This is a genomic window from Nonomuraea sp. IBHARD001 (assembly GCF_056106265.1).
This window is the reverse complement of record NZ_JBWBBW010000002.1, coordinates 5,417,460-5,444,416: the sequence shown is the minus strand read 5'-3', so window position 1 is coordinate 5,444,416 and position 26,957 is coordinate 5,417,460. Positions and strand designations below refer to the sequence as shown.

General features: G+C 69.8%; 20 protein-coding genes and 1 pseudogene. 13 read left to right on the top strand and 8 right to left on the bottom strand.

Going from position 1 to position 26,957, the window contains the following annotated elements; all coding sequences use genetic code 11:
• Positions 1–3 precede the first annotated feature (3 nt).
• Complete coding sequence (locus tag ACTWNK_RS26855; protein WP_474307316.1) at positions 4–1,008, top strand: carcinine hydrolase/isopenicillin-N N-acyltransferase family protein; 1,005 nt, start codon at positions 4–6, stop codon at positions 1,006–1,008.
• Here the strand turns inward: ACTWNK_RS26855 and ACTWNK_RS26850 are convergent.
• Positions 992–2,362 carry a metallopeptidase TldD-related protein gene (locus tag ACTWNK_RS26850; RefSeq protein WP_474307315.1) on the bottom strand — a complete coding sequence of 457 codons (1,371 nt, stop codon included), beginning with the start codon at positions 2,360–2,362 and terminating at the stop codon, positions 992–994. The two genes, ACTWNK_RS26855 and ACTWNK_RS26850, sit on opposite strands and share 17 nt — an antisense overlap.
• On the bottom strand, positions 2,362–3,855 hold the full coding sequence (locus ACTWNK_RS26845) for a TldD/PmbA family protein (RefSeq protein ID WP_474307314.1): 1,494 nt from the start codon (positions 3,853–3,855) through the stop codon (positions 2,362–2,364). Before ACTWNK_RS26845 ends, ACTWNK_RS26850 begins: the two co-directional genes overlap by 1 nt.
• 77 nt (positions 3,856–3,932) lie before the next feature.
• Here ACTWNK_RS26845 and fabG point away from each other — a divergent pair, with 77 nt between their 5' ends.
• Positions 3,933–4,628 carry a 3-oxoacyl-ACP reductase FabG gene (gene fabG, locus ACTWNK_RS26840; RefSeq protein WP_474307313.1) on the top strand — a complete coding sequence of 232 codons (696 nt, stop codon included), beginning with the start codon at positions 3,933–3,935 and terminating at the stop codon, positions 4,626–4,628.
• Positions 4,629–4,631: 3 nt separating this feature from the next.
• Entirely contained in the window at positions 4,632–5,396 is a 765-nt protein-coding gene (gene fabI / locus ACTWNK_RS26835) for an enoyl-ACP reductase FabI (RefSeq protein WP_474307312.1), read from the top strand.
• 256 nt (positions 5,397–5,652) lie between these two features.
• On the opposite strand, the gene ACTWNK_RS26830 is transcribed toward fabI, so the two are convergent.
• Both ACTWNK_RS26830 and ACTWNK_RS26825 read right to left on the bottom strand, forming a co-directional pair.
• Positions 5,653–6,396: a hypothetical protein gene (locus tag ACTWNK_RS26830; protein WP_474307311.1), complete on the bottom strand. Its 744-nt coding sequence runs from the start codon at positions 6,394–6,396 to the stop codon at positions 5,653–5,655.
• Positions 6,397–6,839: 443 nt separating this feature from the next.
• The gene (locus tag ACTWNK_RS26825) at positions 6,840–7,787 is read right to left on the bottom strand and encodes an aldo/keto reductase (protein WP_474307310.1); all 948 of its coding nucleotides are present in this window, start codon (positions 7,785–7,787) and stop codon (positions 6,840–6,842) included.
• Between the two features lie 981 nt (positions 7,788–8,768).
• Here ACTWNK_RS26825 and ACTWNK_RS26820 point away from each other — a divergent pair.
• From ACTWNK_RS26820 to ACTWNK_RS26795, 6 genes and pseudogenes are all read left to right on the top strand, one after another.
• Entirely contained in the window at positions 8,769–9,455 is a 687-nt protein-coding gene (locus ACTWNK_RS26820; RefSeq protein ID WP_474307309.1) for a histidine phosphatase family protein, read from the top strand.
• A gap of 9 nt (positions 9,456–9,464) precedes the next feature.
• Entirely contained in the window at positions 9,465–10,013 is a 549-nt protein-coding gene (locus ACTWNK_RS26815) for a DUF3090 domain-containing protein (protein ID WP_474307308.1), read from the top strand.
• Positions 10,010–10,765 (top strand): SCO1664 family protein, encoded by a 756-nt coding sequence (locus ACTWNK_RS26810; RefSeq protein WP_474307307.1) that lies wholly within the window; start codon positions 10,010–10,012, stop codon positions 10,763–10,765. The genes ACTWNK_RS26815 and ACTWNK_RS26810 overlap by 4 nt, the downstream gene beginning before the upstream one ends.
• An 85-nt stretch (positions 10,766–10,850) precedes the next feature.
• Entirely contained in the window at positions 10,851–11,540 is a 690-nt protein-coding gene (locus ACTWNK_RS26805; RefSeq protein ID WP_474307306.1) for an NRDE family protein, read from the top strand.
• Positions 11,541–12,240: 700 nt separating this feature from the next.
• Positions 12,241–13,413 (top strand): annotated as a pseudogene (gene mshC, locus ACTWNK_RS26800) (cysteine--1-D-myo-inosityl 2-amino-2-deoxy-alpha-D-glucopyranoside ligase); the annotation flags it as partial.
• A gap of 1,119 nt (positions 13,414–14,532) precedes the next feature.
• Complete coding sequence (locus ACTWNK_RS26795; RefSeq protein WP_474307305.1) at positions 14,533–16,935, top strand: FAD-dependent oxidoreductase; 2,403 nt, start codon at positions 14,533–14,535, stop codon at positions 16,933–16,935.
• Here the strand turns inward: ACTWNK_RS26795 and ACTWNK_RS26790 are convergent.
• The gene (locus ACTWNK_RS26790; RefSeq protein ID WP_474307304.1) at positions 16,864–18,042 is read right to left on the bottom strand and encodes a PfkB family carbohydrate kinase; all 1,179 of its coding nucleotides are present in this window, start codon (positions 18,040–18,042) and stop codon (positions 16,864–16,866) included. The genes ACTWNK_RS26795 and ACTWNK_RS26790 overlap by 72 nt on opposite strands.
• Before the next feature lie 135 nt (positions 18,043–18,177).
• On the opposite strand from ACTWNK_RS26790, the gene ACTWNK_RS26785 reads away from it, so the two are divergent.
• Together ACTWNK_RS26785 and ACTWNK_RS26780 are read left to right on the top strand one after the other, a co-directional pair.
• Positions 18,178–18,852 carry a D-glycero-alpha-D-manno-heptose-1,7-bisphosphate 7-phosphatase gene (locus tag ACTWNK_RS26785; protein WP_474307303.1) on the top strand — a complete coding sequence of 225 codons (675 nt, stop codon included), beginning with the start codon at positions 18,178–18,180 and terminating at the stop codon, positions 18,850–18,852.
• The gene (locus ACTWNK_RS26780; protein WP_474307302.1) at positions 18,849–19,106 is read left to right on the top strand and encodes a WhiB family transcriptional regulator; all 258 of its coding nucleotides are present in this window, start codon (positions 18,849–18,851) and stop codon (positions 19,104–19,106) included. Before ACTWNK_RS26785 ends, ACTWNK_RS26780 begins: the two co-directional genes overlap by 4 nt.
• Before the next feature lie 113 nt (positions 19,107–19,219).
• On the opposite strand, the gene ACTWNK_RS26775 is transcribed toward ACTWNK_RS26780, so the two are convergent.
• Complete coding sequence (locus tag ACTWNK_RS26775; protein ID WP_474307301.1) at positions 19,220–19,684, bottom strand: peptide deformylase; 465 nt, start codon at positions 19,682–19,684, stop codon at positions 19,220–19,222.
• Positions 19,685–20,001: 317 nt separating this feature from the next.
• Between ACTWNK_RS26775 and ACTWNK_RS26770 the strand changes: the two genes are divergently transcribed.
• Positions 20,002–21,099: a uroporphyrinogen-III synthase gene (locus ACTWNK_RS26770; RefSeq protein ID WP_474310990.1), complete on the top strand. Its 1,098-nt coding sequence runs from the start codon at positions 20,002–20,004 to the stop codon at positions 21,097–21,099.
• A 127-nt stretch (positions 21,100–21,226) separates the two neighbouring features.
• Here ACTWNK_RS26770 and ACTWNK_RS26765 read toward each other — a convergent pair whose 3' ends face one another.
• The gene (locus ACTWNK_RS26765) at positions 21,227–21,787 is read right to left on the bottom strand and encodes a hypothetical protein (RefSeq protein WP_474307300.1); all 561 of its coding nucleotides are present in this window, start codon (positions 21,785–21,787) and stop codon (positions 21,227–21,229) included.
• A gap of 350 nt (positions 21,788–22,137) precedes the next feature.
• On the bottom strand, positions 22,138–22,992 hold the full coding sequence (locus ACTWNK_RS26760) for a PAC2 family protein (protein WP_474307299.1): 855 nt from the start codon (positions 22,990–22,992) through the stop codon (positions 22,138–22,140).
• 395 nt (positions 22,993–23,387) lie between these two features.
• Here ACTWNK_RS26760 and metH point away from each other — a divergent pair, with 395 nt between their 5' ends.
• On the top strand, positions 23,388–26,855 hold the full coding sequence (gene metH / locus ACTWNK_RS26755) for a methionine synthase (protein ID WP_474307298.1): 3,468 nt from the start codon (positions 23,388–23,390) through the stop codon (positions 26,853–26,855).
• The last annotated feature ends 102 nt before the right edge of the window (positions 26,856–26,957 follow it).

The following is a 26,957-nucleotide window of genomic DNA, read 5'->3' as shown; positions in this document are numbered from 1 at the left end:
TCCATGTCACGCCGTACCTTCGTCGCCTCGGCCTTCCTGGCCGTCGTGCTCTGCGCCATCGGGTGCACGGGCGGCGCACCGGCCCCGCAGGCGCCCACGCGTACGGCCCCGGTGCTCTACCAGACGGCCGACGAGATCAGGCGGACGGTGGCCAGCCTGCGCCAGGTGAACGACCACCCGCTGTACGAGATGACCTTCCACGGCGGCTACAACGCCGAGACGCCGCTCAGCCAGGCCGAACTCGAAGCCGCGCCCGGCGGCGGCTGGGCCTGCTCGCTGTTCGTGCGCGACGGCGAGTTCGGCCGCAACTTCGACTGGGACCCCAACCCGGCCCTGATCGTGCACAACGACCCGCCAGGACGCGACTACGCCTCGGTCTCCATGGTCGACGCCTTCTACGTGCTCGGCTCACGCGCCCCGGCCGACCTGAGCGACCCCGGCGTCAGGCGCAGGCTCGCCCACGCCGTGCTCTCACCCTTCGACGGGCTCAACGAGAAGGGCCTCGCGGTCGGCCTCGCCTCCGTGCCCGACACCGGGCTGCCCGCCAGACGGCCGAACCGGACCGCCGTCAGCAGTGTGCGCGTCATCAGGCTGCTGCTCGACCGTGCGGCCAGCGTCGAGGAGGCCGTCGCCCTCATGCGCGACCACGACATCGACTTCACCGGCGGGCCGGTCGTGCACTACCTGATCGCCGACGCCTGGGGCGAGTCGGCCGTCGTGGAGATGTCGGACGACGGCGTCGAGGTGATCGAGGACAGGGTGCTGACCAACTTCACCATGAACGCCACCACGACCGAGCAGCGCATGCGCGACGACAGGTACGCCACGCTGACCAAGGGACTCAACACCGAGGCCACCGGCTTCGACCTGCTCCAGCGGGTGGCCCAGGGGCACACCCGCTGGTCGGTGCTCTACGACCTGCAGGCAGGCAAGGCGCGCCTGGTCACCGGACAGCGCTGGGACCGGGTGCACACCTTCTCCATCGGCTCGGTCAGTTCGCCCGGCTGACCGTCGACATGTTGAAGTCGGGCACCCGCACGGGCGGCATGACCGTGCGGTTGAAGTAGTCGTTCCACTCACGCGGCAGCGTGCGCTCGCTCGCCCCGACCTCGCTCAGGCGGCCCAGCAGGTCGACCGGGCTTTCGTTGAACCTGAAGTTGTTCACCTCGCCGACGACCTCGCCGTGCTCGACCAGGTAGACGCCGTCACGGGTGAGCCCGGTCAGCAGCAGCGTCTGCGGGTCCACCTCGCGGATGTACCACAGGCACGTCACCAGCAGTCCGCGCTCGGTCGAGGCGATCATCTCCTGCAGCGACCTGCCGCCCTCGGGGCCCTCCATGATCAGGTTGTCGATCGCGGGCGTCACGGGCGCGCCCGCGAGTTCGGCCGAGTAACGCGTGTGCCGCAGCGCCGTCAGCCTCCCCTCGCTGATCCAGTCGGTCGCGGGCAGCGGCAGGCCGTTGTCGAAGACGGAGCTCTCCCTGCTGGGCGCGTGCGCCACCACGAACGGCGCCGCCTCGATCCCCGCCGCCGCCGGGTCGCTCGCCAGGCGCAGCGGGATCGCGGCGAGCCTCTCGCCCACCTTCGTGCCGCCGCCCGGCCTGGAGAAGACCGTGCGCCCGTCCAGCGCGTCACGCGCGCCCGCAGACCAGTACAGGTAGATCATCAGGTCGGCGACCGCGCTGGGCGGCAGCAGCGTCTCGTAGCGGCCGGCGGGCAGGTCGATGCGCGTCTTGGCCCACTCCAGGCGCTGGGCCAGCGTCTGGTCCAGCGCCGCCACGTCCACGTCGGTGAAGTCCTTGGTCGCCACCCCGGTCCAGGCCGAACGCTTCATGTCGGGCGACTTGGCGTTGAGCTCCAGGCGGCCCGTCGGCTGGTCGTGGCGCAGCCGCATGCCGCGCGAGGAGCCGACGAACGTCGTCGTCAGCACGTGCTCGGCGAAGCCGTACAGCTTCCTGTCTCCCGCCTCGGCGGCGGCGAACGCCTCGCCGAGCGCCGGGGCGAAGCTCGTGAACACCGCGATCGAGGTCGGGACGACGGGCGCGTCCCAGTCGGCGGCCGGTTCGCCGCCTTCGAGCAGCGGGCGCGCGTCCTCGGCGGGCGAGGACTCACGCGCCGCCCGGTCGGCCGCGGCCACGATCCCGGCCACCTGCTCGGCGCGTACGGCGGCGCGCGACACCACGCCCACTCCCTGGCCGGCGATCGAGATCACCGTCAGCCGGGAGGAGCGCGAGACGCCGTTGGTGGTCAGCGTGTTGCCCGCGAAACGCAGGTTGGCGCTGGAACCCTCGTCGACGACGACCACGCAGTCGTCGGCCGTGGACAGCGCGAGGGCCTGCTCGACAAGCTCCTGAGGCTTCACTACTTGCCACCCTCCTGCACGGTGTTGAGAATGCGCACGCCGCGGAACAGAGCCGAAGGACAGCCGTGGCTGACCGGCGCCACCTGGCCCGGCTGGCCCTTGCCGCAGTTGAAGGCGCCGCCCAGCTCGTAGGTCTGCTCGCCGCCGACGGCCTCCATGGAGCCCCAGAAGTCGGTCGTGGTCGCCTGGTAGGCGAAGTCGCGTACCTGGCCCTTCAGCTCGCCGTTCTCGACGGCGTAGGCGCGCTGGCCGGTGAACTGGAAGTTGTAGCGCTGCATGTCGATCGACCAGCTCTTGTCGCCGACGATGTACAGGCCGCGCTCGACGCGCGAGATGAGCTCCTCGGTCGAGGGGCCGCCTTCGGCCGCCTTGAGCGAGACGTTGGCCATGCGCTGGATCGGCATGTGGCCGGGGGAGTCGGCGAAGGCGCAGCCGTTGGAGCGGCCGAACCCCTTCATCTCGGCCATCCGCCTGTCGAGCTGGTAGCCGGTCAGCACGCCGTCCTTGACGATGTCGAAGCTCCGGGTCTCGGTGCCCTCGTCGTCGTAGCCGATCGTGGCCAGGCCGTGCTCGACCGTGCGGTCGCCCGTCACGTTCATGACGGGCGAGCCGTAGACCAGCTCGCCCAGCTGGTCGAACGTGGCGAAGCTGGTGCCGGCGTAGGCCGCCTCGTAGCCGAGCGCCCGGTCCAGCTCGGTGGCGTGGCCGATCGACTCGTGGATGGTCAGCCACAGGTTCGACGGGTGCACGACCAGGTCGTGGTCGCCTGCCGTGACCGAGGGCGCGGCCAGCTTCTCCGCGAGCAGGCCGGGCAGCGCGGCGAGCTCGGCGGCCCAGTCGAAACCGGTGCCGGTGAGGTACTCATACCCCCGGCCCGCCGGAGGCGCGATCGTCGACATGTCGTCGAACCTGTCGCCCGCCGTCTTCATCGCGTTGAGCACCGGATGCACGCGCACCCGCTGCTGGGTGGTCACCGTGCCCGCCGTGTCGGCGTAGAACTTCTGCTCCTTGACCTGCATGAGCCTGGCCGAGACGTGGTCGGCCCCCTTGAGCAGCTCGCCCGACCAGTCGGCCAGCAGCGCGACCTTCTCCCGCAACGCGACCTCGAACGGGTCCACCTCGTAGGAGGAGACCCAGGTGACGTCGGCGTGCACCGGCTCGGGCGCCAGGGTGATCGGCTCCCGGTTGACCGCTGCGGCGAGCGTGGCCACGGCCACCGCCTCCTCGGCCACCAGCGCCGCCGCCTCGGGCGTCAGCACCAGCCCCGAGGCGAACCCCCAGGTCCCGTTCCTGATCACGCGTACGGCATAGCCGAGGTCGTCGGCGTCGACGGAGCCTTCGAGTTTGGCGTCGTAGAGGCTCAGGTTCTCGGCGCGGACCCGCTCAAGGCGGAAGTCGGCGTGCTCGGCACCGAGGTCGCGGGCGCGCTGTAGCGCGGCATCCGCCAGCTGCCTGAGCGGCAGCGCTAGGAAGTCGTTGTCGATCTGGCGCATACCGACGATCCTAGACCTGTGATCTTGTATCCCCTGGACAAGGGCATACCCGCCGGTAGGCGATAGCGTCGCTTCCCATGGCACGCTCTGTACTCGTCACCGGCGGCAATCGCGGCATCGGCCTCGCGATCGCCCGAGACCTCGCGGCGGCGGGCGACGCCGTCGCCGTCACCTATCGCTCGGGAGAGCCCCCCGAGGGGCTGTTCGGCGTCCGATGCGACGTGACGAGCACGTCCGACGTGGACGCGGCGTTCGACAAGATCGAGGCCGAGCACGGTCCCGTCGAGGTCGTCGTCTCCAACGCGGGCATCACCAAGGACACCCTGCTGGCGATGATGAAGGAGGAGACCTTCACCGACGTCATCGACGCCAACCTCACCGGCGCCTACCGCGTCGCCAAGCGGGCGATCCGCCCCATGATGCGGCTCAAGCGCGGCCGGATCATCCTCGTCTCCTCGGTCATCGCCATGCTCGGCCAGGCGGGCCAGTCCAACTACGCCGCCTCCAAGGCCGGTCTGATCGGCTTCGGCCGCTCCCTGGCCCGTGAGTACGGCTCGCGCGGTATCACGGTCAACATCGTCTCGCCCGGCTTCGTCGACACCGACATGACCGCCGACCTCGACACCGAGGCGATCGTCAAGAACATCCCGCTGGGACGGCAGGCCTCGCCCGCCGAGGTCGCACGCGTCGTGCGCTTCCTGGCGAGCGAAGACGCCTCCTACATCACCGGGGCCGTCATCCCGGTCGACGGCGGCCTGGGAATGGGGCACTGACACATGGGAATCCTCGAAGGCAAGCGCATCCTGGTCACCGGGGTGCTCACCGACGCCTCCATCGCCTTCTCCGTGGCCAAGCTGGCCCAGGAGGAGGGCGCGACCGTCGTGCTCACCGGCTTCGGCCGGATGTCGCTCGTCGAGCGCATCGCCAAGCGGCTGCCCGAGCTGCCGCCCGTGCTCGAACTCGACGTGCAGAACACCGAGCACCTCGAATCGCTGGCCACCAGGATCGGCGAGCACGTCGACGGCCTCGACGGCGTCGTGCACTCCATCGGCTTCGCGCCGCAGACCGCGCTCGGCGGCAACTTCCTCAACACCACGTGGGAGGACGTCGCCACCGCGGTGCACATCTCCACCTACTCCTACAAGTCGCTGGCCGTGGCCTGCCTGCCGCTGATGAAGGCGGGCGGCGCGGTCGTCGGACTCGACTTCGACGCCACCAAGGCGTGGCCCGTCTACGACTGGATGGGCGTGGCCAAGGCCGGGCTGGAGTCGTGCAACCGCTACCTGGCGCGCGACCTCGGCGCCCACGGCATCCGCGCCAACCTGGTCGCCGCCGGGCCGCTGCGCACGATGGCGGCCAAGTCCATCCCCGGCTTCAAGGAGTTCGAGGACAGCTGGCCGGCGAAGGCGCCGCTGGGCTGGGACCTCGCCGACACGGTGCCCGCGGCCAAGGCTGTGGTGGCGCTGCTGTCGGACTGGTTCCCGGCTACCACGGGTGAGATCGTGCATGTCGATGGTGGGGTGCACGCGATCGGGGCTTGAGCGGGGGCTGGGGTCGGCTCTGCGTCTTGGGTGCTTGGTGGGCGCCGTGGCCGTGTGAGGTGTCACTGGAGGGGGCGACTCATTCCGTTGGGAGCTCTGGGAGCGCCCGACGGAATGGGGTTGGCGTCGGCCACGGCGCCGCGTTCGCGCAGGTCGTGCTGGGGGCTGGCTTGTTCTTGTGGAAGCTCTGAGTGGCGCTGCGCCTCCGTAGCGCTTTGCCCCTTTCGTGCTTGTGTGTTGTGCTTAATGTGCTGTGTCAGGCCAGGCGGTGACGGCCGCCGCTCACGCGGATCGGCTCGAACGGGATCGACTCCCCTTCCTCGGCGCCCCGTCTGGCCTGCACGATCCTGGCCGCCAGGATCGCCGCGACCAGCAGTCCGGCCGTCAGGGCCGTGCCCAGCGGGTCCGAGCCGTCGCCCGGCCGTACCAGGCGCTGGCCTCTGACCTGGCCGGTGAGCTGGTCGGCCAGGGGGAGCGGGAGCAGCAGGTCCACCCTGGCGTCGTCGAGTTCGGCGACGGGCTCGTCGGCGATGAGCTCGGTGGTGGTGCTGTCGAGTGAGTGCGGCTCGGTCGGCGGGGGAGTCGGTGTCCTGTCGTGGCTCACCGCTGCGCCGTCCTCGTCCTGCCCGACCCGGCCTCGCTTGCGCTTGCCCGGAGGCTGCGACGGGTCGGCCGAAGGCCTGGGGCGCTCCGACGTCGTCGCGTGCGGGCCCTGGGCCTCGTCCACCTCGGTCGGGCACTCCACCAGGGGTAAGCACACCTCCTCGAACGGAGGCAGCGGCAGCACGCCCTCCTGGCCCTGTCCCGGCGTCGGCGAGGGCGTCGCGCCCTTGCCCTTGCCCGGCTTCCCGTCCTTGCCCTTGCCGACCTCGCCGACGGTGTCCAGGACGGTACCCGTCGCGGTGTCGAGGGTGTTGGTCACCGGCGAAAGCGTGTTGCCGGTGAGCTCGTCGACCACGTCCGTCACACCGCCCACGACCCTGCACAGCGGATCGGTCAACGGAGCCAGCAGACCGCCCCCCTGACATTCGTGAACCCTGGCCAGCGCCGGCCCGGCGGTGAGGGGGACCGCAGCCAACGCCATTGCCAGCACACCTGCCGAGATCGCAGACCTTCGGCGGCCTTTCCCCATCCGTGCCCCTCCCGAGTCGCTCTATCAGGGCCCCAGCATTGTTGAGACGTCCGCGTTTTCCGGGGAAAGTTGCGATTCGGTATCGACTAGTGATACGCGAGTCCCGCTCTCGTTCACCGATACCTTGTTGTGATCATTACACGGTAACGCGGGAGGGTTTTAGGGAGATAGGGGCGGAGGTGCAATTGGTCGATCTGGGGGCGATCTGGGAGGGCGATCTGGAGGGTGGGGGTTTTGGGGTGGCTGGTCTGGGGTGCGGTGAGTTATCCGGGTTTGTAGTTGGCGCGGTGAGTCGTGGTCCGGGTGGGTGGTCAGTCGAGGGTGGAGACGTCGTCGAGGGCCTCGCGGATCTCCCGGGGCAGTTTGAGGTCTTCCGACAGCAGAATGGCGGCCAGTTGCGTATGTGTGCGCGCACCCACGATCGCGGAGGAAACGCCCGGCTGGTCGCGTACCCAGGAAAGGGCCACCGAAAGCGGTGAAACGCCGAGCCCCTCGGCCGCGGTCGTCACCGACTCCACGACCCGTCGCGAGCGCTCGTCGAGATATGGGCGTACGAAATCGGCGAAATGCGGCGTCGCCGCCCGTGAGTCGGCCGGGATCCCCGTACGGTACTTCCCGGTCAGTACGCCGCGTCCCAGCGGGGACCACGCCAGTACGCCCGCTCCCACGTGCTCGGCGGCAGGCAGGACCTCACGTTCCGGATCCCTGGCGAGCAGCGAGTACTCGACCTGCGTCGCGCTGATCGGGATTCGTCCGGGCACCGCCCGCTGGGTCACCGCCGCCGCGGCGAGTTGCCAGCCCGTGTAGTCGCATACCCCTGCATAGTGTGCGCGTCCGGATCCCACGATGGCGTCCAGCGCCGCGAGCGTCTCCTCCAAGGGGACCTCGGCGTCGTAGGTATGCAACTGCCACAGATCCACACAGTCCAGACCGAGCCGCGACAGGGAGGCGTCGACGGCCGCGATCAGATGCCGCCGCGACGCGTCCCTGGGACGGCGTCCCGCCGGGGTCAGCACCGCCTTGGTGGAGATCACCACCTCGGACCTGGCCACGGTGTCACGCAACAGCCGCCCGATGAGCCGCTCGGAGTCGCCTCCCGTGTACACGTCCGCCGTGTCGATCAGCGTCCCGCCCGCCTCCACGAACGTACGCAACTGCGCGCCCGCGTCTTCGGCGTCGGTGTCACGCCCCCACGTCATCGTGCCCAGTCCAAGGCGGGACACCGACAACCCGCTCCGCCCGACATACCGCTGCTCCATGATCCGGCCAGGGTACCGGTCGGGGGGTTGAAAGCCGGGGAGGCACACAGGAGGGTGGGCATGTCGGGGGGAGGGGGCGGGGGGCGCGGGAGGGGTTGGGGAGGAGGCGGGGGGTGTGGGGGATTTGGCTGGTGGGGGTGGGAGGGGGGACGAGTCCAGGGCCAACCGCGCATTCCCGACGTCAGCCGCATGGCACCAGGCAGGCGTCAGCTGCGTGGCGCCACGCATTCGCCTGCCCACATCCTGCTTCCTGCGCTCTGCCTCCTGCTTCCCGCGCCCTGCTTCCTATGCTCTGCGTCCCCGCCCTGCTTCCTACCCCCCGCATCCCGGGCTCTGCTTCCTATGCTCTGCGTCCCGCGCTCTGTGTCCTCGCCCTGCTTCCTACGTCCCGCGTCCTGCGCCCCGCGTCCTACTTCCCGCGCTCTGCGTCCTACTTCCTGCCCCCGCACCCTGCGTCCTGTTTCCCTCCTCCTGAATTCTGCGCCCAGCGACTATGCCGACGCCGGGCGGTTCGGCGCGGGATGTCAGGGGGAGGGGGTTGGTGCGCAGGGCGTGAGCAAGGGCTGGCGAGCGGCGTACTAGGGAGAGCGGCATCTCAGGGGCGCGCTGAGGCTGGGGAGCGGTCCGTCAGGAAGCGGTGTGTCGAGGAGGGCGGCGTGTCAGGGCTGCGCTGAGGCTGAGGAGCGGTGTGTCAAGAAACGGTGTGTCAGGAAGTAGTGGGTCAGGGGCGTGGTGGGTGGGGTTCGCCGGAGGCGGGGCCGTGTTGTGGTGGTCCTGCCTCCGGCGAGTCCCGCCGAGTCGATTCCTCCCACGTGATCGATTCAGGCGTTCACCCGTAGTGCACTTTTCCTCCGTGTGCGGTGTGTCACCCATACCGATCGTCCATACCGCTGTCCACAGGCCAGGTCGTTGTCCTACTCGTTGTCCACAGGCTCGCTCCGTGCCGCTCGTTTCGCGTTTTCCCGCCGTACCCTTGCCTGTGTGACCACGCTCATCCTCGCCCGACACGGGCTGACCGAGCTCACCGGACCTGTGCTCGCCGGGTGGACTCCCGGTGTGCACCTGAGCGAGCCCGGCAGGGCGCAGGCCAAGGCGCTGGCGCAGCGGCTCGGGCACGTGCGGCTCGACGCCGTCGTGTCCAGTCCGCTGGAGAGGTGCCGCGAGACCGCCGAGGCGGTGACCGACGGGCGCGACGTTCAGGTGCGGATCGACGACCGGTTCGGCGAGTGCCGCTACGGCGACTGGACCGGTCGGCCGCTGAAGGATCTCGCCAAGGAGGACCTCTGGCGGGTGGTGCAGACGCATCCCAGCGCGGCGGTCTTCCCGGGTGGGGAGGCGCTGGCCGACGTTCAGCATCGCGCGGTCGCGGCCGTGCGGGAGTGGAATGCCACACTGGGAGATAAAGGCGTCTACCTGGTCTGCAGCCACGGAGACGTGATCAAGGCCATTGTTGCCGACGCCTTGGGCCTTCATTTGGATCAATTCCAGCGAATCACCGCAGATCCCGCCTCCGTCACCGTGATTCGCTATACCCTCTTGCGCCCCTTTGTCATCAAACTCAACGATGTGGGGGAATTGCGGCTTCCGGAGGATTCGGAGGACAAAGACGGGGGAGAAAACTCCACCGGGAGCGATGCCGCCGTGGGCGGCGGACCCGGGACCACGTAAGGTCGGGCTATGCCGGTCTTCGACTACGACCCACCAGACAGGTTCGTGGCCGGTGCCATGGGGCAGCCGGGGGCGCGAGCGTTCTATCTGCAGGCCCGGGGTGCCGGCAGACTGACGACAGTAGGGCTGGAGAAGTTCCAGGTCGCCGCGCTCGCGGGCAGACTCGAAGAGCTTCTCGACGAGGTGCTCCGCCGCAGTGGCGGCACCGCCGCGGTGCCCGCGGTGGCACCGGTCGATCTGGCCGACGACGGTCCGCTCGAAACACCGCTCGACGAGGACTTCCGGGTGGGCACGATGGCGCTCGCCTGGGATCCGGAGACGGCAAGGGTCGTCATCGAGGCCCAAGAGGTAACGGACGAGGGCGACCTGGACGCCTCCGAGCCCGCCGTGCTGCGGGTGCGGATCGCGGCCGGGGTGGCCAGGGCGTTCACCGCCAGGGCGCTGCGCATCGTGTCGGCGGGCAGACCACCGTGCCCGCTGTGTGCTCAACCCCTCGACGCCGAGGGGCATGTGTGTGTTCGATTGAACGGCTACCGCGGGGGTGATGACGCGCGATGAGTGCGCCTGAGAGCGAGCCGGTTGCGCCACCGGGTTCGCTGGACGACGCTAGTGCGCTGCGTTTGCTCAAGGAAGGGCGTCTGGAGGTCGCCGGCCGTCTGGTCGAGGCGAGCAACATGACGCTCTACTGCTCGGTCAGGCTCGGCACCCTGACCGCTGCCTGTGTCTACAAGCCCGTACGCGGGGAACGGCCGTTGTGGGATTTCCCCGACGGTACCCTCGCCGCCCGGGAGGTGGCGGCCTTCGAGGTCTCGGCGGCCACGGGGTGGCGTATCGTCCCTCCGACCGTCTATCGCGACGGCCCGTTCGGTCCCGGCATGTGTCAGTTATGGATCGACACCGACCATGAGGTCGACCTCATGGGCCTGGTCCGCAGCCGCCACCCGGCGCTGCGTCGTATGTCGGTGTTCGACGCCGTCGTCAACAATGCCGACCGCAAGGGCGGCCACCTGCTCCCGCTCCCCGACGGCCATGTCTACGGAGTGGACCACGGCGTCTGCTTCTCCGCCGAGGACAAACTCCGCACGGTCCTGTGGCAGTGGCGCGGCAAGACCCTGTCGCGCGAAGCCGTAGGCGTCCTGGCCCGATTGGAACGTGACCTTGAGTCCGGCGCCCTCGGCCGCCGCCTGCGCGAACTCCTGACCCTCGCCGAGGTGGAAGCCACCTGGACCCGAGTCCGCCGCCTCCTCGACACCGGCACCCATCCGTACCCGTCCGAGGACTGGCCTGCGATTCCCTGGCCACCCATTTAGCGGTCGGTGCGAGGCCGACCCTTGAAGGACTGCGTTACGTACGGCGATTGGGGGGCGGTTGGTCGGGTGAGGCTATGTTTGCCGTATGTGTACGGTTGTTGTGCGAGTTGGGGAGGAAGGCGCGCTGCTGGGCGTGCGGGATGAGTTCGTAGGGCGGCCTTGGGAGGGCCCCGGGGGGCATTGGGCGGACTATCCCGGAGTGCTTGGTGGGCGGGACTTGCAGGCTGGGGGGACTTGGCTGGCGGTCGATCCTGCGAGGCGGCGGGTCGCGGCCCTGTTGAACGGGGTGGGGCGGCTTGCGCCTGAGGAGGGGCGGATCTCGCGGGGTGAGTTGCCGTTGCGGGCTGTTGCGGCTGGGGGGCTGCCTGAGCTCGAGCTGGAGCGGTACGACCCGTTTCATCTGGTGATCGTGGATGAGGTACAAGGGCGGAGCCGTGGGCGGATGTGGAGTTGGGACGGCGTGCGGCTTGCCTCGGTGGAGCTGGGGGAGGGGACGCACATTGTCGTCAACACCGGGCTTGATGATCTTGACAGTCCTCGGGTGCGGGAGTTCGCGCCTCGGGTGGAAGAGGCGGAGGGGGCGGAGGACTGGCGGGGGCTGACGGCCGGCGAGGCGTCGAGTGCGCCTGAGGCGTTGATCATTCGGCATGAGCTGCCGGATGGGCGGGTGTTCGCTTCGCTGTCGGCCTCGCTGGTGACGTTGGGCGATGGGGCGGTTGGGTACGAGTTCAGCGGGTTGGGTGATCGCGACGAGGGGTGGGCGGACGTGATCTGAGGGAGGCCTGCGATGGGGCTGGGATTGCTTTAGGGGTCTTTTGTGGGCTTTCGCGGGCTTTTGTGGGCCTTTAGGGTGGCTGGGGTCGCCTGGGGTGAGCGAGGGGGCGGGGCTGTCGCCATCCAATGACTCCGCATCACCCCAATGACGCTCCGTGTCGCTCGGAAGGCAACAACTATCCAAACGCCCCATCTCGTCCCACCGGGCGGGATGCCTCTCTGGCGGTGCTCGCCCGAGGGTGACTGATAGCTGTCGTGCGCCTGGAGACCTGAAGCGCTCGGATCCTCCAACAGTGAGACGACCGCGGCGGATGGGGGCGTGTGAGGAGAAGGCGTTGGCGGTGGGCGGGGCGGAGGTGAGGTGTCCTGGGTGGCTGTTCTTGAGTGGGCGGCGTACGGGTGACGTCATGCGTGGTGAGGGCGATGTGCTTGGTGGGCGGGCATGCATGGAGAGAGCGATGCGCTTGGTAGGCGGGTATCCGTGGATGTTGTTGTGTGCGGGCCGGTAGTGCGTCGGGTGAGCGCCTGCTCGGGGCGTGGGGTGATTTGTGGCAATATGAGGCGCTTGGCGAGTGTAAGGGCGGGGATTGGCGGGATTGTTTGTTGGTTGTGTGGGGTGTTAGGGGTGGGGAGGCTTTTGGGGTGGTGGGGTGGGGTATACCCGGGTGATCGGTAGTCTGGGCGCTGGATAGGCTGGGTGTATGCGATCGTGGTCTGCCCCGAATGTTCCGGATCTTCCTGGCACTGGTGTCGCGCTGCGGCTCTATGACACGGCCGCGCGGCAGGTACGCCAGAGCGATCCCGAGGGTACGGCTCGTATCTACGTGTGTGGCATCACGCCCTACGACGCGACGCATCTCGGGCATGCCAATACGTACCTGGCGTTCGACCTCGTGCAGCGCGTATGGCTGGACGCCGGGCTGGAGGTGCACTACACGCAGAACGCCACGGATGTCGACGATCCGCTCTTGGAACGCGCCGAGCAGACAGGCGTCGACTGGCAGGAACTGGCCGAGCGGGAGATCGAGCTGTTCCGCACCGACATGGAGGCGTTGCGGATTCTGCCGCCTCGGGAGTACGTCGGGGTGACCGAGGTGATCGACCAGGTCGTCCAGCTGATCACCGACCTGGAGGGCAAGGGCGTCGTCTACGACCTTGACGGCGACATCTACTTCTCGGTCGCGTCGGCGCCCAAGTTCGGCGCCGTCTCCGGGTACTCCGAGCAGGAGATGCTCGCCCTCTTCGGCGAGCGCGGCGGCGATCCGGACAGGGCGGGCAAGCAGCATCCGCTCGACTGGCTGCTCTGGCGGGCCGAGCGGCCGGGCGAGCCGTCGTGGCCTTCGCCGTACGGGCAGGGGCGGCCGGGGTGGCACATCGAATGTACGGCGATCGCGCTGTCGAATCTTGGGGCGGGGTTCGATGTGGCGGGGGGCGGGTCCGACCTGATCTTCCCTCATCACGAGTGTGGTGCCTGCGAAGGGCATGTGGTGACCGGGGAGTGGCCGTTCGCCAAGTTCTACACGCATGCCGGGATGGTCGGGCTCGACGGCGAGAAGATGTCGAAGTCGCGGGGCAATCTGGTTTTCGTGTCGAAGTTGCGGGCACTGCACGACCCGATGGCCGTACGGCTGGTCCTGCTGGCGCATCACTATCGTGAGGATTGGGCCTATACCGCCGACCAGCTCGCCGCAGCCGAAGCCCGGCTGACCGCCTGGCGGGCCGCCGTGGCACTCGACGCCGCGCCGTCGGCCACCGCCCTGCTGGCCGAGGTACGCGAGCGCATGGCCGACGACCTCGACACGCCTGGAGCACTGGCAGCCATCGACGCCTGGGTGAAGCAGGCGAGGGAGAGCAGCGCCGACAGCGCAGCTGCTTTCCCGGGTGGTACGCCTGTGGGGGCCAGCGCGGGCAGCATGATCGGCGCGGATGGCGCGGATGGCGCGGATGGCGCGGATGGCGCGGATGGCGCGGATGGCGCGGATGGCGCGGATGGCGCGGATGGCAGGGCTGACAGGGCTGGAGCGGTCAGTGTGGCTGGCGTGGCCGGTGCGGGTGATGTGGTCGTCACGGCTGGTGTCGGTGGCGGTGCAGGGGTTGCGGGTGGTGGTCGGGATGATCTCGATGCTGGGGCGCCGGATCTGGTGCGGGATCTGGTTGATGCTCTGCTTGGGGTCCGTCTCTGACCTTGGGGCCTTTGCCCCTGGGCGTTAGGTCGGGCCGCTTTCAGCGCCACAGGCTGTTTGAGGGCGTGGCTGCGTCGCAGGTTGCTTGGCGGGTGAGTTGGCGTTTCTGTCGCTCATCCTTGCCCGCTCGCCCTTTTGCTCCGCCGCTCGCGCTCATCCTGCTTGCCACCGTGTCGGCACGGCTGGCCCTTCGCTCGGCTGGCCTCCGCTTCGCGGGGCGTCCCGGTGTGGGGGCGTCCCGGTTTGGGGGGCTCGTGGTGATGGGTCCGCGAAGCGTGTTGGGGCGACGTGCCCTTGCTGGCTGGGTGCGGTGAGGCCGTGGTGGGGGTGTGCTGGCGGCGCGATGAGGCTGCGAGACGGCCCTGGTGGCGTGATCGGGCTGCGGTGAGGGTGTGGTGATGGGTGGAATGTGCATGGCGGGCGTAGTGGGCAGAGTTGCGTGGCTTCGTTTGTCGATTGCGGTTTGTCGTTTGTCGCGAGTGTTCGGGATCGGTTGATTCTTGGCGTGCTGCTGGTCTGCGTGCAGGCCGGGGTCTTTGTGCGAGGTGGGCTGCTCGGCCAGAGGCGTCTGCCCAGTCGGAGGCGTCTGCCCAGTCGGAGGCATCTGCTCAGTCGGAGGCGTGGTCCCACCGTGAGGTCTGGGCTCGGAGTCCAGGTTGGTGTGTTTTGACCTGGTGTGCCAGGGCAGTCGGGGCGGGTGGTGATGTTCCCCGGTAGTTCTCCTGGACACGTCATAGGTCGGGATCAAGGCACAGAGAGCCCTCCCCCTGCGAAGTGGGGGAGGGCTCGTACACGGACGAATGGCCCAGCATGACCAGGGGCAGCGGTGTCGGGCCCGGCTCGTACTGGATGGGGGTGGAAGGGGACGAATACCCGCAGCTGGGCGACGGGGTGTGTGACGCCGATGTTGTGGTGGTCGGGGCGGGGATCGCGGGGTTGAGTGTGGCGTGGGAGCTGGTGCGGGCGGGGGCTCGGGTGGTGGTGCTGGAGGCGGGGCGGGTGGCCGGGGGCGTTACGGGACACGGGGGCGGCAAGGTGACCGCATTGCACGGCCTCGTCTACTCACGGCTGAGCGACCAGGAGGGCAGGCTGTACGCCCAGGCGCAGCAGGAGGCTGTCAGGCACGTCGAGGAGCTCGTCGCCGAACTCGGCATCGCCTGCGACCTCGAACGCCGACCGGCCATCACCTACGCCGCAAGCGGCGAGAGCGCACGCCAGGTATGCCTTGAGGCAACAGCGGCGAGACGAGCAGGCCTGCGGGCGGAGTTCACGACAGAACTCACGGGCAAGTCCGGCAGGGAACTCGCCACGGAGCCCGTGGGGGAGTCCAGAACGGGACTCACGAAGGGGCTCAAGCCGGATGCGGGCAGGGAGCACTCCTTACAGCCTCCAAGAGGGGCCAGGGGGGAGTTGGCGGGGAAGTCCGGTGGTGGGCACGCCGGAGAGCTGGCGAGACGGTCCGGTGGAGAGCTTGCCGGAGAGCTGGCGAGGGGGTCTGGTGAAGGGTTCGCCGGAGAATTGGCGAGAGGGGCTGGTGGAGGGCTTGTCGCGGAGCCGGCGGGGGAGCTTGCGACGGCGGGTACTTCAGGTGAGGCCGGTGGAGAGCTCGCGGGGGAGCCCGGGACGAAGTTCGCAGGAGAGTCTGGTGGAGAGCTCGCCACGGAGCCTGCGGGGCAGTCCACGGCGGGGTATACGGCGGAGCCTGGGACCGAGCGTGCCCCGGAACTTGTGGGAGAGGTCGCCGCAGAGCGCGAGGCCGACTCCGGTAAAAAGCGCACCACGGGTGACGTCACGGCGATATGTGCTGAAAAATCCGCCTCCGCACCGCTCGCCTCCGCCTCCGCCTCCGAACCGTCCACCCTCACCTCCCTCGCACCGCCCGTACCTCTCAAGCCGCCTGTACCTCTCGCGCCGCCTGTGCTCACACTCGCAAACCCCGCCCCGCTTCCTCAGCCAACCACGCCCCCCACCAGCCCTCACCCAACAACACCCCCAGCCCACCCTCCCCACCCGACCACGCCCCTCGCCCACCCCCACCAGACAGTATCCCCAGCCTTCTCACCCCACCCGGCAGCCGATCTCGCTCACTTGCCCACCCCAACGGCCCCAGCCCCAGCCCCAGCCCTGGCTTCGACCAAGACCAAGACCAAGACCACGGCCACGGCCACCCCACCCCGCCTCCCCTACCCCACAGCAGGCGCCGTCATAGTCCAAGACCAGCTCCACCTTCACCCTCGAAAGTACCTAACCGCCCTGGCCAGAGCGATCACCGCACGAGGCGGCCGGATCTTCGAACACACCCGTGTCGTAGGTCTAAGGGAGGCGACGCCGTGCCGGGTGATGACCGATGCCGGGCGGGAGGTGTATGCCGCCCATGTGGTTGTCGCCACGCATTATCCGATCTTCGATCGTGCCCTCCTGTACGCCAGGATGTCGCCGCGTCGTGAGCTCGTCGTCGCCGCGCCGATCGCCCCGGACGACGACCCGTACGGGATGTACCTCACCACCGAGGAGGGACGCCGATCGGTCACCACCGCCCCGTACGGCCGGAGTGGGCGGCTGTTGATGGTGGCGGGGGAGCCGTTCAGGCCGGGGGAGGGGCGGGTCGAGGAGAGGTACGCGAGGCTGGAGGCGTGGACGAGGGACAGGTTCGGGGTCGAAGCGGCGTACAGGTGGGCGGCGCAGGACAACTACACGACCGATGGGCTGCCGCTCGTCGGGCGGTTGCAGCCGGGGGGTGAGCATGCGTTCGTGGCGACGGGGTTCGGCGGGTGGGGCATGAGCAATGGGGTGGCGGCGGGTGTGTTGCTGGCCAGGTTGATCGAGGGCAGGACGTTGCCCTGGGCGGGGCTGTTCGACCCGTGCCGTGCGCATCCGGTGCGGGAGGCGGGGCCGCTGCTCAAGGCGCAGGCGGCGGTGGCCGCGCACTTCGTCGCCGACAGGTACGGCTCGGCGGGGGTGGCCGATCTGACGTGGCTGCGTGCGGGGCAGGCCGCGGTCGTCAGGCACAGGGGCAGGCGGTGCGCGGTGTTCCGCGACGAGGCGGGCATCCTGCACGCGGTGTCGGCGGTGTGCGCGCACCTGGGGTGCGTGGTCGGCTTCAACGACGCCGAACGCACCTGGGAGTGCCCCTGCCACGGCTCACGCTTCGGCCTGGACGGCGAGGTGCTGCAGGGCCCCGCCGTCCACCCCCTCGAACGCCTCGACGTCTGAGCCGGGCTTCACCCCCACCGCCGCCACCCCTCCCGCCCGGACGTCCGAGCCCGTCGTCGACACGCTTCCCGGCCCGCCGTCCGAGCCCCTTGTCGCCACTCCTCCCGCCCGGACGTCCGAGCCCGCCGTCGCCACCCCTCCAGCCTCGCCGTCCGAGCCCGCCCTCGACATCCCTCTCGGCATCCCTCCCGCCACCCCTCCCGGCATCCCTTCAGCCTCGCCGTCTCCCCCCGGTGTCACCCGGATCGCCGATGCGCCCCCCGCCTCCACGTACCTGGTCGCCTCGCCGACCGCGACCGCCATGGCCTCCTGGAGGTCGCCGCCGCCGAGCAGGGTCAGTGCCGCGGCCGAGGCGAAACGGGCACCGGCCCCGCAGATGTCGAGACCGGGCGCGTACGCGGGCACCGGGATCCTGGTCAGGGTTCCGGCCTTGGTGGCGAGTACGGCGCCCATGCGGCCGAGTGTGACCGAGACGGCGTCGGCCCGCAGGCGCCGTACGAGCAGGCGTGCGGCCTGGCCCGCGGGCAGGTGCGGCTGGTCGCACAGCAGTCTGGCCTCGGCCTCGGTCAGGGTGACGAGCGCGCATCCGGACCGGGGCGAGGTGCCGCGGGGATGCGGGTCCCACACGACGGTCGCGCCGCTGCGTGCCAGCGGTTCGCGCAGCGACTCGGGCATGCCCCTGCCGTAGTCGGCCACCAGGATCGTGCCCGCCGCCGCGATCGTGGCGGCGGCGAGGCTGCCGGGCTCGGCGGTGATCGCCCGCCCGGAGCCGGTGTCGACGCGTATCAGCGTCTGCCCTCTGGCCCTGATCCGCGTCTTGCACGGCGTGGGACCGTTCAGCGGCAGCCGTACCAGGGTGACCTGGCCTGTGAGGAGGCCGCGCAGGCGCATTCCGGCGGGGTCGTCGCCGATGGCGGTGACCAGGACGACCTCGGCGCCGTCCCTGGCGGCCAGCAGTGCGGCGAGTCCGGCGCCGCCGGGGCGGGCGTGTTCCTCCATGACGTCGACGACGGGTACGGGGGCGTCGGCGGCCAGGCGTTCGGTGACGCCTTCGACGTCGACGTCCAGCAGGGTGTCGCCGACGACGACCAGGGGGCCGGCGCTCACGGCGCGGCCACGGGGAGGCTCATGATGTTTCCTTCGTGTCGGGACATCTATCCGTGCTACCGAGACATCCACTACTCAAACGGTGCAATACGTGAAAAAGGGTAAGGCTCTCGGCAGGAGACGGGAGAGCTTCGTTTGCCCGGCCGGTCGACGGGTAGCCGCGAACGCATGACAGAGCTTCGCGAGGTCGCGGCCGTCCTGTTCGGCCGCGACGGTACGTTGATCGAGAACGTGCCCTACAACCGGGACCCGCGCGAGGTCAGACCGGTGCCGGGCGCGACGGAGGCCTTGCGCGTGCTACGCCGCCTGGAGATCCCGGTCGGCGTGGTGACCAGCCAGTCGGGCATCGCCAAGGGCCTGCTCACACCGGACGAGCTGCACCAGGTCAACGAGCGGGTGGAGGAACTGCTGGGGCCGTTCGACGCCTGGGCCATCTGCGTGCACGACGCGGCCGAAGGCTGTGCCTGCCGCAGGCCGATGCCGGGCCTGCTGCTGCGGGCGGCGGCCGTACTGGGCGTGCAGCCCGAGGACTGTGTGGTCGTCGGCGACGTCACGCCCGACATGCAGGCGGCCAGGGCGGCCGGGGCCAGGGCCATCCTGGTGCCCTCGCCGGACACGCTGGCGAGGGAGCTGACCGAGGCGCCCGAGGTGGCGCGCGACCTGGCCGACGCGGTGAACAGGGCGCTGATCCCGACGCCGAACGCCAACCACCTGGCCCGCAGGGCGCACCGGCTCAGGGTGGCCGCAGGGCTGGCCGCGGCCTGGCCTGCCGACCACCCGGTGCACATCAGCAGGCGCAGGCGCCGGTGAGGCCGCGCAGAGGCTCGGTCGCGGACTGGGCGGACTCGGCCGCCTGCCTGCGCGAGGACCCCGAGCTGTTCTTCCCGTTGTCGCAGAAAGGGGCCGGCCGCGCCCAGGCCGAGGCGGCCAAGGCCGTGTGCCGCCGCTGCAGGGTACGGCGCCGCTGCCTGGACTACGCGCTGAGCTCCGAGCGCATCGACGGAGTCTGGGGCGGCACCTCGGCAGACGAACGCCGCGACCTCCGCGCCGCCATGCGCCCCTGACCCGAAGCTCACACCCTCCGCAGCTCGCACCCTCCGAAGGTCACACCTTCCGAAGGTCACACGCCTGAGCGAACCCGCAGCTCGCACCCTCCGAAGGTCACACCCTCCGCAGCTCACACGCCCGAAAGAAAGCGTTCGCGCTCGTCACGGGGCAGGTGGTCGATGAACAGGATGCCGTCGAGGTGGTCGACCTCGTGCTGGAACACCCTGGCGAGCACGCCGAGCGCCTTGACCGTCACGGGCTTGCCGAACATGTCACGCCCGCGTGCGGTCACCATGTACGCGCGTTCGACCGGTCGCCACCGCCCCGGGGCCGACAGGCAGGCCTCGTCGGCGACTATGCGCCGCTCCGACACCTCGACCCGGGGATTGACGATGTGCCCGGACTTGCCGTCGTAGGAGTAGGCGATCACCCGCACCGGCACGCCGATCTGCGGCGCCGCGAGCCCGGCCCGGCCGCCTCCCGCCCGCATGGTCAGCGTCAGCGACTTCACCAGCTCACGCAACGCCTTGTCGAAGTCGACCACGGGCGCGCACACCTCGCGCAGGACTGGATCGCTGAAATCACGGATGGTCACGCGACGACTCCCGGGCAGCGGACAAGGACAGGTTCAAGATTCCCGGACCCCGCGCCGCCCAACCCCGGTTACGGGAGTGTCGCCACGAGGTCGCACACGGCCGAACGCTCGATGTGAGCGCGCTTGTAGCACAGCGGTAACAGGCGGGACCCCGTGCTGAAACCCCCCGAAAGCACTATCGAACGCATGCCGTTCTCCCCCTGCGATCCGGGCCCCGTGCCGGCCGCGGACAAGATCATGATAGACGACGCCAGGCCGGAAGGACGCGTGTGACAGGCCTCGCCGTGCTCCGGCCTCCGATCGCCGTCGCGCCGGACATGCTGGCCGGGTTCACGGTCGGGGTGACCGCGGCCGGGCGTGCCGACGAGCTCCGCGCGCTGCTCGAACGCCGTGGGGCCAAGGTGGTCGGCGCGCCCGCGATCAGGCTGGCGCCGCTGCCCGACGACACCGCCCTGCTGGAGGCCACCCGGTTCTGCCTGGCCGCGCCGGTCGACGACGTGGTGGTCACGACCGGAGCCGGGCTGAGCGGCTGGCTGGCCGCGGCCGAGGGCTGGGGCCTGCACGACGAACTGACCGGCAGGCTCGCCGCCGCCAGGGTGCTGACCAGGGGCCCCAAGGCCAGGGGCGCGGTGCGGGCGGCCGGGCTCGACGACCACTGGAGCGCGCCGGGCGAGACGATCGAGGAGATCAAGCGGCATCTGCTCGCCCAGGACCTGCGGGGCCGCCGAGTCGTCGTGGTACTGCCGGGCGAGCCGCTGCCCCGGCTGGTCGGCGCGTTGCGTGCGGCGGGCGCGGTGGTCGCCGAGGTGCCGGTGTACCGCTGGCTGCCTGCCGCCGACGACTCCCCGCTGCGGCGGCTGGTCGGGCAGGTCGTCTCGGGAGGCGTCGACGCGGTGGCCTTCACCAGTGCGCCTGCCGTACTGGCTCTGCTGGGGTCGGCGCGGGCGGACGGGGTGGAGCGGGAGGTGCTGGCGGCGTTCGGGGGCGCCGTGGCCGTGGCCTGTGTCGGGGCGCGTGCCGCCGCGCCGCTGCTGTCGCGCGGTGTGCCGGTGCTGCTGCCCGACCGGGCCAGGCTGGGGGCGCTGGCCAGGGTGCTGGCCGAACACCTGCCGGAGTACGGCGTCGCCAGGGTGGTCGCGGGTGGGCATCGGGTGGAGATCAGGGGACATGCCGTACTCGTCGACGGCGGCCTCAAGGCGCTGCCTCCCGCGCCGATGGCCGTGCTCAAACGCCTGGCCGAACGCCCAGGACACGTCGTACCCCGATCCGAACTACGCCTGGTCCTGCCCGGCGGCCCCCTGCGCGACTCGGCCGAACACGCGGTCGAGATGGCGATCACCCGCCTGCGCCGGGCCCTCGGCCCCGCCGGAATCATCGAAACAGTCGTCAAACGCGGCTACCGCCTGGCCTGCTGACCCTTTCACACCGCCTGAAAGGCCCTGTCGTACGGCGGTGCGGTGCCGTACGACAGGGCCTTCGGGCGGTCCTGGCCGCCCCGTACGGCTGAGAGCCGGTGCGAGGAGCGCTCAGCAGTGCGGGGGGTCAGGCGTGCACGGTGTCGAGACGGAGCGAGCGGATGATCTCTTCGGCGCTGTCGTCCCTGGTCGGGCAGGAGTCGGCGCCGATGAACATCTCGTTGTACGCGTGTCGGAAGCAGCCCGCGAGCAGCATGCGCGCACTGGCCATGGGGTCGACGTCGGCCGCCACCCTGCCCAGTTTCTGCTCCTCGGCGAGATAGTCGGCCAGCGGGGTCGTCTCTGCCAGTGGTCCGAGCCCGTTGGCGCGCACGGCCTGTCTGAAGCGGACCGTGACGGTCGGTGAGGTGAAGGCCGGCAGTGCGGCCGACTGGACCTCCAGGTAGTAGTCGATGCCGGACCTGGCGATGGGCAGCAGGTTGGAGTACACGCTGCCCTTTCCCGCCTTCTGCTCCAGCTCGTGCAGGTTCCGCAGCCAGAGCGGGAGCCGGTCTTGAAGGAGTGCGAGAAATGTGTCGACAGATCCGGATTTGGCGGAATAGCCGCTGTCTTTCATGGAAACCGCCATCTCCAGGACGAGGAGCCTCGTGTGCTGGATCCGCTGATGGGGGTCGACGTGCTTGTCCATCGGTGGAGTCGCCATGGTTGCCCTAACGTGCGCAGTCACATGGGTAGGTTCAACGTGGCAGTCGTCATTTTCGACGATGTTATGGAGCTGCGTTTCTCCCGGTTATGGAATCGTTGCGAGTTGGCGTTCCAACTCACCACATTCTGGAACGAGTCCCCGATTATTCACGAAACCATCCGGTAAGGCTGCTAATTACGGCAAATTGCTTTGAGAATATCGCGGGAGCAGGATCGGCCCTGGTCAGGAGGTCGTGGGCCGGAGCATGGCGAAGAAAGCTCCAAGCGATGTGTCCGTGTTCATGGCAATGCGACGGGTCTGGTGGCCCGTGTCCGGCGTCGTGCCGAGGATGGTCAGCCGTCCGTGTCGCGGTCGCGGCGGCGCAGGTAGCGCTCGAACTCGGCCGCTATGGCGTCGCCGCTGGCCTCGGGCAGCTCGGCGGCGTCCTTGCGCTCCTCCAGCTCCTTGACGTACTCGGCGACCTCGCTGTCCTGCGAGGCGAGCTCGTCGACGCCGTTCTCCCAGGCCCTGGCCTCCTCGACCAGGTCGCCCAGCGGCATCGGGATCTCCAGCAGGTCCTCGATCCGGCGCAGCAGGGCCAGGGTGGCCTTGGGGTTGGGCGGCTGGGCCACATAGTGCGGCACCGACGCCCACAGCGAGACGGCGGCCAGGCCGGCGGTGCCGAAGGCGTGCTGCAGCACGCCGACGATGCCGGTCGGGCCCTCGTAGCGGGTCAGCTCCAGGTTGATGGAGCGCGCGAGATCCTCGTCGGTGGCCGCGCCCACGATCGGCACGGGCCTGGTGTGCGGGGAGTCGTTGAGCAGCGCGCCCAGCATGACGGCCAGCTCGATGCCCAGCTCGTGGCAGACGGCCACGATCTCGTCGCAGAACGTGCGCCAGCGCATGTTGGGCTCGATGCCGCGCAGCAGGACGACGTCACGCTCGACACCCGGAGGGCGTGCCACCGAAAGCCTGGTCGTGGGCCACACGATGGACCTGGTCAGCCCGTCGCCCATCTCGACGATCGGCCGGGTGACCTGGAAGTCGTAGTAGTCCTCGGGGTCAAGCGCGATCAGCGGCTCGGCCTTCCACGCGTTCTCGAGGTGCGCGATCACGCCGCTGGACGCCTCGCCGGCGTCGTTCCACCCTTCGAACGCGGCGATGAGCACCGGATCGACGAGCTCGGGGAGCCCTTCGAGCTCGATCACGCGCCGCCTCCTCTCGCTGTAGTACGGCTAGCCTATGCCGTGAGGAGCCGTTTCCGTCACTGACTGGAGACGATCAACCTCCCGCCGAAGACGACGAAAGCGACGTACAACCGCGTGTCCGCCGACGTGATCAGCACATTGCGCTAGGAGCGATATGCGGAGCGCCCGAGGCGCAACCGTGCCGCATATCGGGGCGCACTGGACACACGGGCTTTGGGCGGCAACCGCCGGACGCGATCCGGCACACAGGCCCCGTCGTCCGTCCTCCCGGTCCGCGCGAGTCCCCGCCCGCATGTCATCCCCGCACGCGCGCGTCCCCGCCCGCATGTCGTCCCCGTCCGCATGTCATCCCCGCACGCCTGCCTCGACGATCATCGCCCGGATAAACTGGGTCGATGACAACCCTCCAGAGCTTTCGTCAGGCCATGTCGGATCGGGTGCTGGTCGCCGACGGGGCGATGGGGACGATGTTGCAGGCCCACGAGGTCACGCTGGAGGACTTCGAAGGCCACGAGGGCTGCAACGAGGTGCTCAACGTCACGCGTCCCGACATCGTCGCCGCCGTGCACGACGCGTACTTCGAGGCAGGGGTCGACTGCGTCGAGACCAACACCTTCGGCGCCAACCTCGCGGCGCTCGGCGAGTACGACATCGCCGAGCGCGTGTTCGAGTACTCCAGGGCGGGCGCGCGGGTGGCCAGGGAGTCGGCCGACCGGTGGAGCACCGCCGAGCACCCCCGCTACGTGCTGGGCTCCGTCGGACCGGGCACCAAGCTGCCGACGCTCGGCCACAAGCCCTATGCCGAGCTGCGCGACGCCTACTACGACAACGCCGCGGGCCTGATCGAGGGCGGCGCCGATGCGATCATCATCGAGACGTGCCAGGACCTGCTGCAGGTCAAGGCGGCGGTCGTGGGCGCCAGGCGGGCCATCGCCGACGCCGGCCGCGACGTGCCCGTCATCGCGCAGGTGACGATCGAGACCAACGGCGCCATGCTGCTCGGCTCGGAGATCGGCGCGGCGCTCACCGCGATCGAGCCGCTGGGCGTCGACGTCATCGGGCTCAACTGCGCGACCGGCCCGGCCGAGATGAGCGAGCACCTGCGCTACCTGGCCCGCCACTCGCGCGCCAGGCTGTCGTGCATGCCCAACGCGGGGCTGCCGGTGCTCACCTCCGACGGCGCGTACTACCCGCTCGGGCCCGGCGAGCTGGCATCGGCGCACGTGACGTTCGCACGCGACTACGGGCTCTCGCTGGTCGGCGGGTGCTGCGGCACCACGCCCGAGCACCTGCGCCAGGTGGTCGGCGCGGTGCGCGGCCAGGAGGTGGCGCCGAGACGGCCGAGGCCGGAGCCGGGCGCGTCGTCGTTGTACCAGACGGTGCCGTTCCGGCAGGACACCTCCTACCTGGCGATCGGCGAGCGCTGCAACACCAACGGCTCCAAGGCCTTCCGCGAGGCGATGCTGGCGGGCAACTGGGACGAGTGCGTGGAGATGGCACGCGAGCAGGCCCGTGAGGGCGCCCATCTGCTCGACCTGTGCGTCGACTACGTGGGCCGCGACGGGGTCGCCGACATGAAGGAGCTGGCGTTCAGGTTCGCCACCGCCTCGACCCTGCCGATCATGCTCGACTCCACCGAGTCCGCCGTGCTGGAGGCCGGCCTGGAGATGCTGGGCGGCCGAGCGGTCGTGAACTCCGTCAACTTCGAGGACGGCCGCGGCCCCGAATCGCGCTTCCACAAGACGATGACCGCCGTGCGCGAACACGGCGCGAGCGTGGTCGTCATGTGCATCGACGAGCAGGGCCAGGCCCGCACCGCAGGGGAGAAGGCACGCATCGCGGGCGAGACCATCGACGTGCTGACGGCCGAGTGGGGCATGCGGGTGGAGGACGTCGTCGTCGACTGCCTGACCTTCACCATCGCCACCGGCATGGAGGAGAGCCGCCGCGACGCCGCCGAGACGATCGAGGGCATCCGCGAGCTCAAGCGCCGCTACCCGGCCGTGCAGACGACGCTCGGCCTGTCGAACGTCTCCTTCGGCATCAGCCCGGCCGCCCGCATGGTGCTGAACTCGGTCTTCCTCAACGAGTGCGTCAACGCCGGTCTCGACTCGGCCATCGTGCACGCCTCCAAGATCGTGCCGATGTCGCGCATCCCGGACGACCAGCGCCAGGTCGCCCTGGACATGATCTACGACAGGCGGCGCGAGGGCTACGACCCGCTGCAGCGCTTCATCTCCATGTTCGAGGGCGTCGACGTGGCCGCGATGCGGGCGGGCAAGGCCGAGGAGCTGGCCGCGCTGCCGCTGTGGGAGCGGCTCAAGCGGCGCATCGTCGACGGCGAGAAGAAGGGCCTCGAAGCCGACCTCGACGCCGCGCTGGCCGAGCGTCCGGCCCTGGAGATCATCAACGACGTCCTGCTCGACGGGATGAAGACGGTCGGCGAGCTGTTCGGCTCCGGGCAGATGCAGCTGCCGTTCGTCCTGCAGTCGGCCGAGGTGATGAAGGGCGCCGTCGCCCACCTCGAACCCCACATGGACAAGGTCGAGGGCGAGGGCAAGGGCCGTATCGTGCTGGCCACGGTCAAGGGCGACGTGCACGACATCGGCAAGAACCTGGTCGACATCATCCTGTCCAACAACGGCTACGAGGTCGTGAACCTGGGCATCAAGCAGCCGGTCTCGGCCATCCTGGACGCCGCCCAGGAGCAGCGGGCCGATGTGATCGGCATGTCCGGCCTGCTGGTGAAGTCCACGGTCGTCATGAAGGAGAACCTGGAGGAGATGAACTCCAGGGGCATGGCCGGGCGTTTCCCCGTCCTGCTGGGCGGCGCCGCGCTCACCCGCGCCTATGTCGAGCAGGACCTGGCCGGACTGTTCGAAGGCGACGTGCGTTACGCCCGTGACGCGTTCGAGGGGCTGCGGCTGATGGACGCGTTCATGGCCGTCAAGCGCGGCGAGGCGGGGGCGAGCCTGCCGCCGCTGCGCGAGAGGCGGGTCCGGACGGGCGCCACGCTGAGCCGTACCCCCGTCGAGGACGTGCCCGCGCGCTCCGACGTCAGCGTGGCGAACCCGGTGCCGCAGGCGCCGTTCTTCGGGGCGCGGATCGTCAAGGGCATCGCGCTGGCCGACTACGCCGCCTTCCTCGACGAACGGGCCACGTTCATGGGCCAGTGGGGGCTGAAGGCGGCACGCGGCGGCGAGGGGCCGGGCTACGACGAGCTGGTCGAGAGCGAGGGGCGGCCCAGGCTGCGCCGATGGCTGGAACGCATGCAGACCGGAGGCATGCTGGAGGCGGCCGTCGTCTACGGCTACTTCCCCTGCGTGAGCGACGGCGACGACCTCGTCGTCCTCGACCACGACAGCGGCGCCGAGCGCACCCGCTTCACCTTCCCGCGCCAGCGCCGCGACCGGCACCTGTGCCTGTCGGACTTCTTCCGGCCGAAGGACTCCGGCGAGGTCGACGTCGTCGCCTTCCAGGTCGCCACGATGGGCAACCGGGTGTCGGAGGCGACGGCCGAGCTGTTCGCCAAGGACGCCTACCGCGACTACCTGGAGCTGCACGGCCTGTCGGTGCAGCTGACCGAGGCCCTGGCCGAGTACTGGCACGCCCGGGTGCGATCCGAGCTCGGCATCGGCGGCGAGGAGTCGCTCGACGACATGCTCAAGGTCAACATCACCGGCTGCCGCTACTCCTTCGGCTACCCCGCCTGCCCGAACCTGGAGGACCAGGCCCAGCTCTTCGAGCTCCTCGACCCCGGCCGGATCGGCGTGACGCTCTCGGAGGAGTTCCAGCTCCACCCCGAACAGGCCACCTCCGCCCTCGTCACCCACCACCCCGAGGCGAAGTACTTCAACGTCTGACCCCCTTCCCATGACGGCAGGCCAGGGCGAGCACCCCCGCGCGGACGTCGCCCCGGGCCCGTCCAGGACGGCACTCGTGCGCACGTGGCGGGGGAGGGGACG